Source organism: Pseudoxanthomonas sp. LjRoot204_2, assembly GCF_056175765.1.
On record NZ_JBGFFG010000177.1, the window covers coordinates 1 to 9,493 of the forward strand.

Below are 9,493 nucleotides of genomic sequence, written 5' to 3' on the forward strand. Positions count from 1 at the left end.
CGATCTATTCGACCTTCCTGCAGCGCGGCTACGACCAGTTGGTGCACGACGTGGCGATCCAGAAGCTGGACGTACTGTTCGCGATCGATCGCGGCGGCGTGGTCGGCCCGGACGGGGCCACGCATGCGGGCAACCTGGACCTGAGCTACCTGCGTTGCGTGCCGCACATGGTCGTGATGGCGCCGGCGGACGAGAACGAATGCCGGCAGATGCTGAGCACGGGCTACCACTTCAATGGCCCGGCCGCCGTGCGCTACCCGCGCGGCACCGGCCCCGGCGTAGCGCTGCAGACGACGCTGGATACCCTGCCGATAGGCAAGGCGGACGTTCGCGTGCGCGGCAACCGCGTGGCGCTGCTCGCGTTCGGATCCACCGCTGCCGCTGCAGAACAGGTCGGTCGCGAGCTGGGCCTGACCGTGGTGAACATGCGCTTCGTGAAGCCGCTGGACCGCGACCTGATTCTCGAGCTGGCGAAGACCCACCAGGGCTTCGTCACCATCGAGGACAACGTGGTAATGGGCGGCGCAGGGTCCGGCGTCGCCGAACTGCTGAATGCCGAAGGCATCTCGCTGCCCGTGCTCCACCTGGGCCTGCCGGACGAATTCCAGCACCACGCCAGCCGTGAGGATCTATTGGCCGAAGCCGGTATCGATGCCAGCGGCATCCGCGCCAGCGTGCTGAAGCGCTGGCCTGTACTCGCGGCCACGCAGACACCGATGACCGCGGCGGGCTGAAGCCGCGCCGCGAGGTGAAGTGTCGCTGGTCCCGCGCAGCGCGCGTTACTCCGGCGCTTCCACCGTGTAGCCCCGCGCCTGCAGCGCCGCGAGATAGCCGTCGGGCTTCACCAGATCCCATACCGACAGCGTGGCGAAGGTGATGCGGTTCTTGCGCAGGGAGGCGTCCGCCATTTCGAGCCACTTCGCACGCACGCGGGCGTCGATATCGCGGACGCCGTGCTTGCGTGCCGTGTCGGTGTCGAACCACGCCGACTCGCAGGCGGCGCGCTCGTCGGCCCGGGCTCCATTGCGGATGGCCGTCCAGTCGCCCACCGCCCAGGCGCGCGCGCTGGCTGCGGATTGGGGGAGTTCGTGTTCGATCAGATCGAGCGTCTTCCGAAAGCACGCCAGGTCCTGCGGCTTCAACGTCTCCTTGCGGAAGTCCGCCAGGGCGCCCTTGGGGTCTTCCAGGGTGATCTTCAGCTGGGTCGGCGTGCGCTTCATGCCACGCGCCTTCAGCGCGCCCTCGATTACCGGGGTGACGACGCCGCCGGCATTCTGCAGGCCGCTGCGGGACAGGGCCTTGCCATAGAGTTCATAGACCGCAATCAGGGGACGCTTCTTCTCGACGCCGCCGTCGCGCCCCATGTAGCGCTGCTTCAGCACGGACCAGCGCGCGTACAGTTCCGGCGGAAGGACGTCCTGCAGCTTTTCGCCATCAGGATTCTTGGCGGCCTTCAGCGCCGAGGGCAGCATCGACAGGCCGCGGAAGAATCCGACATCGGCATTGACCGTCACGCCTGGCGGACCGAGGACCTCATCCGCCAGCTGCAACACCTGCGTCACTTCGTCCGATCGCCACGTCATGCCCTTGGGGAGCGGCGACTGGGTACCCAGCAGATAAAGCAGATGGTCGCCATGGCGCACCTTCCAAAGACCCGGCCCCGGCTGCATACCGGAGACGACGACCGCCTCCATGTCGATCACGCCTTTTTCGTCCACCACGACCGTGTCCGCACCGGTCGCTCCCGCATCCTGCGCGATGGCGATACCCGGCATCAGTGACAGCGACAGGCAAAGCAGCACTCGGTTGAACGACAGACGCATCCTGGCGACTCCATGTGGAAGAGTCGCGAGTGTGCCCGTGCCCAGGCGAACCGGCATGCAGTGCCGCGCAGCCGGGCGGGGAATCGTTCAGGCGACCTTGCCGCCCGCCTCCCGCAGCGTCCGCGCTACCTCGCTGCCGCTCTGCATCAGCTCGAACCCCTGCCAGCTGAAACCCGGCGATACCGAACAATCGACCAGCGTGAAAGCGCCCAGCGAACGTGCGCTTTGCCACACGCCGGCCGGCACGACCTGGTTGGATTGCCCGCCCCGCGCGGAGGTGTCCAGCTGGACCCGCGTCAGGGTGCGCTGGTCGGGATCGAACATCGACAGTTCCATCGGACTGCCGTCGTGCCAGTCCCAGACCTCGGTCGCGTCGACGCGGTGCCAGCGGGTCACCACGCCTTCCGGCAGCAGGAACTTGATGGCGGTCAGCGCGGGCCGCTCGATTCCGTTGACCTCGGTGCGCTTGGCGGACTCGTAGACGCGCCGGAAGTAGCCTCCTTCCGGATGCGGCGCCAGTTGCAGGTCACGGATCAGGGCATCGGTCATCGAAGGCATGGTCGGTCCTGCGCRTGATAACCGTGGGCCATCCTGCACGGCGGCGGACGACGGGCACAAAAAAGCCCACGCATGTGCGCAGGCTTGATGTCGAACCGCGATTGGTCGGGACGGCCGGATTTGAACCGACGACCCTCTGCCCCCCAGGCAGATGCGCTACCAGGCTGCGCTACGCCCCGAATCTCGCGGATCGGCCCGCCTTGCGACGGGCCGCGCATTATAGCCGGAATTCTTCGGCGACTCCCAGCAGGAGCGCCGCCATGCCTCACCGGCGGAGCAACTGGAGGATTTCCTCCAGCTCCATCCGCACCTGGCGCACGATCTGCGCGCTCATCGCCGATTCCTGCTTGGCGCCCTCACCCTCGAGGCGCAGGCGCGCGCCGCCGATGGTGTAGCCCTGTTCGTACAGCAGGCCGCGGATCTGGCGCACCATCAGCACGTCATGGCGCTGGTAGTAACGGCGGTTGCCGCGACGCTTGGCGGGCTCCAGGCTGGGGAACTCGGTCTCCCAGTAACGCAGCACGTGCGGCTTCACGTCGCACAGCTCGCTCACTTCACCGATGGTGAAGTAGCGCTTGGCCGGAATCGGCGGAAGCTCGCGGTTACTGCCCGGATCCAGCATACGTTTCCACCCGCTCCTTGAGTTTCTGCCCCGGCCGGAACGTCACCACGGTGCGCGCCGAGATCGGGATCTCTTCACCGGTCTTGGGGTTGCGGCCCGGACGCTGGTTCTTGCGCCGCAGGTCGAAATTGCCGAACCCGGACAGCTTCACCTGCCGACCCTGCTCCAGCGCCTCGCGCAGCACGTCGAAGTACGCATCGACGAATTCCTTCGCCTCGCGCTTGTTCAGGCCGACCTCGTCGAACAGACGTTCGGCCATTTCCGCCTTCGTCAAAGCCATGGATTACTGCATCCCCATTGCGGCCGTCACCGGCCCAGCCACTGCCTTCACACGCTTCATCCGCGGATCTTCGCGCCATGCGCGGCGTCGATCGCGGTGACCACGGCGGCCACGACCTGCGCCACCTCGCTCTCAGTGAGAGTGCGTGAGTTGTCCTGCAAAATCAAGCCCATAGCGAGACTCTTTTGACCGGATTCGACCCCTTGTCCCACGTAGCGGTCGAACAGCTGCACGTCCCGCAGCAACGGCCCCGCCGCCGCTTTCGCAGTGGCGGCGAGCGCCGCCCAGGACACCGTCTCCGGGACGACGAACGCGAGGTCCCGGCGGACGGACGGGTAGCGCGACAATTCCATCGCGCGCGGCAGCGCACGGACGCTCAACGGCGCTACGTCCAGTTCGAACGCGAACACCTCCGCATCCAGGTCCAGCCCGCGTTGCAGGCGCGGATGCAGTTGCCCGATCCAGCCCAGGCGCACACCGTCGCGGTAGACGTCGGCCGACCGGCCGGGGTGCCCATGGACGGCGGTCGAGGGACGGAATTCGAGGTTCGCGCCGGCCAGCGACGCCACGCTTTCCAGATCGCCCTTGAGGTCATGGAAATCGACCTTCCGCGACGCCGCGCCCCACTGTTCGCCGAGCGCCTCACCGGTGACGGCCGCAGCGATGCGCAGCGTTTCGACCGGCGCATCGCCGGGTCGGACCGGCGCGTGGAACACGTTGCCGATCTCGAACAGGCGCACGCGGCCCGCCTGGCGCGCGGCGTTGCGCTGCAGCGCAGCCACGACACCAGGCAGCAGCTGTGTGCGCATGATCGCCAGTTCCGCGCTGAGCGGGTTGGCCAGCGGCACGGCACCGTCGCTGGCGTTCCACTGCGAAAGCCATTGAGCGTCGACGAACGCGAAATTGACGGTCTCGAAATAATCCCGCGCCGCCAATTGGCGACGCACCATGCCCGGTTCGACCCTCGTCTCGCTGGGGGCCGCAATGCGGGTCGCGCCGCCGGGCAGTGTGGTGGGCACGCGGTCGTAGCCGTGGATCCGCGCGAGTTCCTCGATCAGATCTTCCTCGATGGCGAGATCGAAGCGCCGGCTCGGCGCAACAACGCGCCAGCCTTCCGCAACCGTGGTCGCCTGCAGGCCAAGGGCACGCAGGATGCGTTCGATCTCGGCATCGGGAATGTCCACGCCCAGCACGCGTGCCACGCGCGCGCGGCGCAGCAGGATGGTGGCGGCCTGCGGCAGGTGGTCGGAAAGCACGGCCTCGGTGGTCGGACCGGGCACGCCACCGGCCACATCCAGTATCAGGCGCGTGGCGTATTCCACCGCGATACGCGGCAATTCCGGATCCACGCCGCGCTCGAAGCGATGGCCGGCATCGGTGTGCAGGCCGAGTTTGCGGCTGCGCCCGATGATGGCGGACGGCACCCAGTGCGCGGCTTCAAGGAAGACATTGCGCGTGGCGTCGGTGACCCGTGTATCGAGCCCGCCCATGATCCCGCCGAGCGCGACGGCGCGCGCGCCATGGCCCCCCTGTCCATCCGAAACGACCAGGAAATCCTCGTCGAGCACGGCCGTGCGGCCATCGAGCAGGGCAACGGTCTCCTCAGCGCGCGCAGGACGCACGACGATGCCGCCCACCAGGCGGTCCTTGTCGAAGGCGTGCATGGGCTGGCCCAGCTCGAGCATCACGTACTGGGTCACGTCGACCAGGAAACTGATCGGACGCACCCCACTGCGGCGCAGGCGTTCGGCCATCCATACCGGGGTAGCTGCCTGGGCGTTGACGCCTTCGATCACGCGGCCGGCGAAGYGCGGCACCTTCGCCCCGGCCTCCAGCGCAACTTCCATCGTTACCGGGCTCTGCGCGTGCACCGGCGCGTCGTCCAGTGGCTTCACTTCACTGCCCAGCGAGGCCGCCACGTCGTACGCGATACCGCGCACGCTGAAGCAGTCGGCGCGGTTCGGCGTCAGCTTGATCTCGATGCTGGCGTCGGGCAGGCCGAGATAGCCGGCGACCGGCGTGCCGACGGGCGCGTTGGCGGGCAGTTCCAGCAGGCCGGAGGCATCGGCGTCGATGCCGAGTTCCTTGGCCGAGCACAGCATGCCGTTCGATTCCACGCCCCGCAGCTTGGCCGCCTTGATGGCGATGCCGCCGACATTGGCGCCGACCATCGCCAGCGGCGCGATCAGACCCGGGCGCGCGTTCGGCGCGCCGCATACGATCTGCAGCAGACCACCCTGCCCCGCATCCACCTGGCAGACCTGCAGGCGATCGGCTTCGGGATGCTTCGCGCATTCGACGATGCGCGCGACGATGACGTTTTCCAGACCCTCGCCCAGCACCGTGACGTCCTCGACCTCCAGGCCGATGGCAGTCAGCGTTGCGGACAGCTCATCGCGGCTGGCTTCGGTGGGGACGTGGCTGCGCAACCAGTTTTCAGAGAACTTCATCGTTCGTTGTCCGTAGGGCGGGTCCGGGCCCGCCGCCTTCAAGAGTCAGATATCGAGGGGTGCGTGCGGTGCGACGCGTTACGCGAACTGCTTCAGGAACCGCACGTCGTTCTCGAAGAACGCGCGCAGGTCGTTGACGCCGTAGCGCAGCATCGCGAAGCGCTCCACGCCCAGGCCGAACGCGAAGCCGGTATAGCGCTCTGGGTCGATGCCGCAGTTCCGCAGCACGTTCGGGTGCACCATGCCGCAGCCCAGCACTTCCAGCCAGCGCGTGCTGCCGTCCGGCTGCTGCCATGCGATGTCGACTTCCGCGCCCGGCTCGACGAAGGGGAAGTAGCTGGGGCGGAAACGCATTTCGAAGTCGCGCTCGAAGAACGCGCGCACGAACTCGGCCAGCGTGCCCTTGAGGTCGGCGAACGTGGAGTGCTCGTCCACCAGCAGGCCTTCGACCTGGTGGAACATCGGCGAATGCGTCTGGTCGCTGTCGCTGCGATAGACCTTGCCCGCCGCGATCATGCGCAGCGGCGGCTGATGGGCGTCCATGTAGCGCACCTGCACACCCGAGGTATGCGTGCGCAGCAGGCGGCCGTCGCCGAAGTAGAACGTGTCGTGCATGGCGCGCGCCGGATGGTGCGGCGGGAAATTCAGCGCCTCGAAGTTGTGCCAGTCGTCCTCGATCTCGGGACCGTCGGCCAGCTCGTAACCCAGGCGGCCGAAGATGTCGGCGATGCGCTCAAGCGTACGGCTGATCGGATGCAGGCCGCCGCGGGTGCCGTTGCGGCCGGGCAGCGTGATGTCGATGGTCTCGCCCGCCAGGCGCGCATCGAGGGCGGCGTCTTCCAGCACGGACTTGCGCATCGACAAGGCGTCGCCGATCGCATCCCGCGCACGATTGATGGCTTCGCCCGCCGCCTTGCGCTGGTCGGCGGGCAACGCGCCCAGTTGCTTCAGCTGGGTGGTGATGCTTCCGCTCTTGCCCAGCAGGGCGACACGCAACTGCTCCAGCGCATACGGCGACTGCGCCGCTGCGATGTCGGACAGGGCTTGCGTGGACAGGGATTCGATATCGCTCATTGGATGTCCATGAGAGGGTGTTTTCTCCATCGCGACTTACGTCGCTCCCACAGGGCAGAACCACAAAAAACAATGGGGAAGGACTCGCGCCCTTCCCCACGTGTTTCCGGCGATCGACTGCCGGAGTGCTTTACGGTGGAGACGCGGCTTACGCCGCGAGTGCGCCCTTCGCCTTTTCAGCCAGGGCCGCAAAACCGGCCGCGTCGTGCACGGCGATGTCCGCCAGCACCTTGCGGTCCAGGGTGATGCCAGCCTTCAGCAGGCCGTTCATGAAGCGGCTGTAGCTCAGGCCATTGATGCGGGCCGCCGCGTTGATACGCGTGATCCACAGCGAACGGAAGTTGCGCTTCTTCTGCTTGCGGCCGATGTAGGCGTACTGCTGCGCCTTGATGACCGCCTGCTTGGCGACGCGGAACACCTTGCGACGGGCGTTGTAGTAGCCCTTGGCCAGGGTGAGGACCTTCTTGTGACGGCGACGCGCCATCACGCCACGCTTAACTCGTGCCATGTCTCAGTCCTCAGAGGTAGGGAAGCATGCGGTTCAAACGGCCGCTGTCCTCGGCGCGAATGATATTCGTCGCACGCAGGCCGCGCTTACGCTTGGTCGCTTTCTTGGTGAGGATGTGGCTACGGTTGGCGTGGCCAGCCTTGAACTTGCCGGATGCGGTCTTGCGAAAACGCTTCGCCGCCGCCCGGTGGGTCTTGATCTTGGGCATTGCTATGTCCTTGACGGGTTTATGTCACTGATCCGGGCGGCACCCTTTCAACGCTTTGCGGCTGCGCCGCGAAGACTGAAAGGCCACTCTTTCCATCCATGCCCATATCGGCTTTTAAGTCGTTGATTCCAGAACGGAACCCCCGACGGGTCCATCGGCTGCGAGCAGCCTCCCGGCGTACCGGGCCGCGTATTATGCCCGCTGCTGTTTTCTCTTGCAAATCCGGCCACTTAGCGGAAAAGCGAAAGGCGCCTTGCGGCGCCTTCCCCTCACCCTTTGCCCTCTCCACGCTTGCGGGGCGAGGGGAACAGTAGGCGTCAGCGGCCAAGCCGCTGACATCACTTCTTCTTGGGGGCGATCATCATGACCATCTGACGGCCTTCCAGGCGCGGACGGGACTCGATGACGATCTCGTCGCCCAACTCGGCCTCGATGCGCGCGGCCATCTCGCGACCCAGCTCCTGGTGGCTCATCTCACGGCCACGGAAACGGATGTTGACCTTGACCTTGTCGCCTTCTTCCAGGAAGCGGCGGATGTTGCGCATCTTGATCTGGTAGTCGCCCTCGTCGGTGACGGGACGGAACTTGAGTTCCTTGATCTCGACCTGCTTGGTCTTCTTCTTGGCTTCGTTGGCCTTTTTCTGCATTTCGAACTTGAACTTGCCGAAGTCCATGATCTTGCAGACGGGCGGTTCGGCGTTCGGCTGGATCTCGACCAGGTCCAGGCCTTCGTCTTCCGCCTTGGCCAAGGCTTCGTCGCGCGAAAGCACGCCGATCATCTCGCCATCGGAACCGATCACGCGCACCCGCGGCACGCGGATCTCGTGATTCTTGCGGTTTTGCTTGTTGTCAGGGGTGCTGATGTTGCAGTCTCCAGGGAGGGGTGCACCGGTCCGCGATGGACCGGAACCTTATTGCGCGGCGTGCTCGCTGCGCAAGCGTTCGGCGAAGGCGGCAACGGACATGCTGCCCAGGTCTTCCCCGGAACGCGTACGCACGGCGATGGCGCCATTCTCCTTCTCGCGGTCGCCGACCACCAGCAGGTATGGCACCCGCTGCAGCGTGTGCTCGCGAATCTTATAGCCGATCTTCTCGTTCCGCAAATCGGCCGCCACCCGGAAGCCTTGATTTGCAAGGGTTTTCCTGACCTCGGCCACGTAATCGGCCTGGGCGTCGGTGATATTCATCACGACGGCCTGCTGAGGGGCCAGCCAGGACGGGAATGCACCAGCATGGTGCTCGATCAGGATGCCGATGAAGCGCTCCATCGACCCCACGATCGCCCGGTGCAGCATGACCGGGTGCTGGCGCTGGCTGTTCTCGTCCACGTACTCGGCGCCCAGGCGGCCCGGCATCATGAARTCSACCTGCATCGTGCCCAGCTGCCAGGTCCGGCCGATGGCGTCCTTCAGGTGGTACTCGATCTTCGGGCCGTAGAAGGCGCCCTCGCCCGGCAGTTCCTGCCACTCCACCCCGCAGCTGCGCAGGGCGGCGCGCAGGGCGGCCTCGGCCTTGTCCCAGGTAGCGTCGTCGCCCAGGCGGGAATCGGGGCGCAGGGCGATCTTGATCTGGATGTCTTCGAAACCGAAGTCCGAGTACACCTTCAGCGCCTGCTGGTGGAACGCCGTGACCTCGGCCTCGATCTGGTCTTCCGTGCAGAAGATGTGGCCGTCGTCCTGGGTGAAGCCGCGCACGCGCAGGATGCCGTGCAGCGCGCCCSWTGGCTCGTTGCGRTGGCASKSGCCRAACTCGCCGTAGCGSAKCGGCAGGTCGCGGTAGCTGTGCAGCCCCTGGTTGAACACCTGCACGTGGCCGGGACAGTTCATCGGCTTGACCGCGTAGGTGCGGTTCTCCGACTCGCTGAAGAACATGTTTTCCTTGTAGTTGTCCCAGTGGCCGGACTTCTTCCACAAGGCGACGTCGAGGATCTGCGGGCAGCGCACTTCCTGGTACCCGCTGTCGCGGTAGAC

At 66.2% G+C, this 9,493-nt stretch carries 11 protein-coding genes and 1 tRNA gene; 1 reads left to right on the plus strand and 11 read right to left on the minus strand.

Annotated features, from left to right (window positions below; all coding sequences use genetic code 11):
- Positions 1-734: transketolase C-terminal domain-containing protein (locus AC04L7_RS09880; protein ID WP_475512915.1), on the plus strand; the 734-nt coding region annotated here is incomplete at its 5' end.
- 45 nt (positions 735-779) lie between these two features.
- On the opposite strand, the gene AC04L7_RS09885 is transcribed toward AC04L7_RS09880, so the two are convergent.
- From AC04L7_RS09885 to thrS, 11 genes are all read right to left on the minus strand, one after another.
- Entirely contained in the window at positions 780-1,823 is a 1,044-nt protein-coding gene (locus AC04L7_RS09885; protein WP_435999831.1) for a TraB/GumN family protein, read from the minus strand.
- A gap of 87 nt (positions 1,824-1,910) precedes the next feature.
- Positions 1,911-2,381, minus strand: a complete 471-nt coding sequence (locus AC04L7_RS09890; RefSeq protein ID WP_299342684.1) for a cupin domain-containing protein — start codon at positions 2,379-2,381, stop codon at positions 1,911-1,913.
- A 102-nt stretch (positions 2,382-2,483) separates the two neighbouring features.
- Positions 2,484-2,560, minus strand: a tRNA-Pro gene (locus AC04L7_RS09895).
- Between the two features lie 86 nt (positions 2,561-2,646).
- Positions 2,647-3,003 carry a MerR family transcriptional regulator gene (locus AC04L7_RS09900; RefSeq protein WP_055936060.1) on the minus strand — a complete coding sequence of 119 codons (357 nt, stop codon included), beginning with the start codon at positions 3,001-3,003 and terminating at the stop codon, positions 2,647-2,649.
- A complete protein-coding gene (locus AC04L7_RS09905) occupies positions 2,984-3,283 on the minus strand; it encodes an integration host factor subunit alpha (protein WP_055936063.1) in 300 nt (99 codons plus the stop codon). The genes AC04L7_RS09900 and AC04L7_RS09905 overlap by 20 nt, the downstream gene beginning before the upstream one ends.
- Positions 3,284-3,339: 56 nt before the next feature.
- On the minus strand, positions 3,340-5,733 hold the full coding sequence (pheT, locus tag AC04L7_RS09910) for a phenylalanine--tRNA ligase subunit beta (protein ID WP_475512916.1): 2,394 nt from the start codon (positions 5,731-5,733) through the stop codon (positions 3,340-3,342).
- A 78-nt stretch (positions 5,734-5,811) separates the two neighbouring features.
- Complete coding sequence (pheS, locus tag AC04L7_RS09915) at positions 5,812-6,807, minus strand: phenylalanine--tRNA ligase subunit alpha (protein ID WP_435999837.1); 996 nt, start codon at positions 6,805-6,807, stop codon at positions 5,812-5,814.
- 148 nt (positions 6,808-6,955) lie between these two features.
- Complete coding sequence (gene rplT / locus AC04L7_RS09920) at positions 6,956-7,315, minus strand: 50S ribosomal protein L20 (RefSeq protein ID WP_299342678.1); 360 nt, start codon at positions 7,313-7,315, stop codon at positions 6,956-6,958.
- Between the two features lie 10 nt (positions 7,316-7,325).
- A complete protein-coding gene (rpmI, locus tag AC04L7_RS09925; RefSeq protein ID WP_014160066.1) occupies positions 7,326-7,523 on the minus strand; it encodes a 50S ribosomal protein L35 in 198 nt (65 codons plus the stop codon).
- 338 nt (positions 7,524-7,861) lie between these two features.
- Positions 7,862-8,386 (minus strand): translation initiation factor IF-3, encoded by a 525-nt coding sequence (infC, locus tag AC04L7_RS09930; protein WP_299343815.1) that lies wholly within the window; start codon positions 8,384-8,386, stop codon positions 7,862-7,864.
- A 48-nt stretch (positions 8,387-8,434) separates the two neighbouring features.
- Positions 8,435-9,493, minus strand: a 1,059-nt coding sequence (gene thrS / locus AC04L7_RS09935) for a threonine--tRNA ligase (protein WP_475512917.1), incomplete at its 5' end; no start/stop codon positions are given.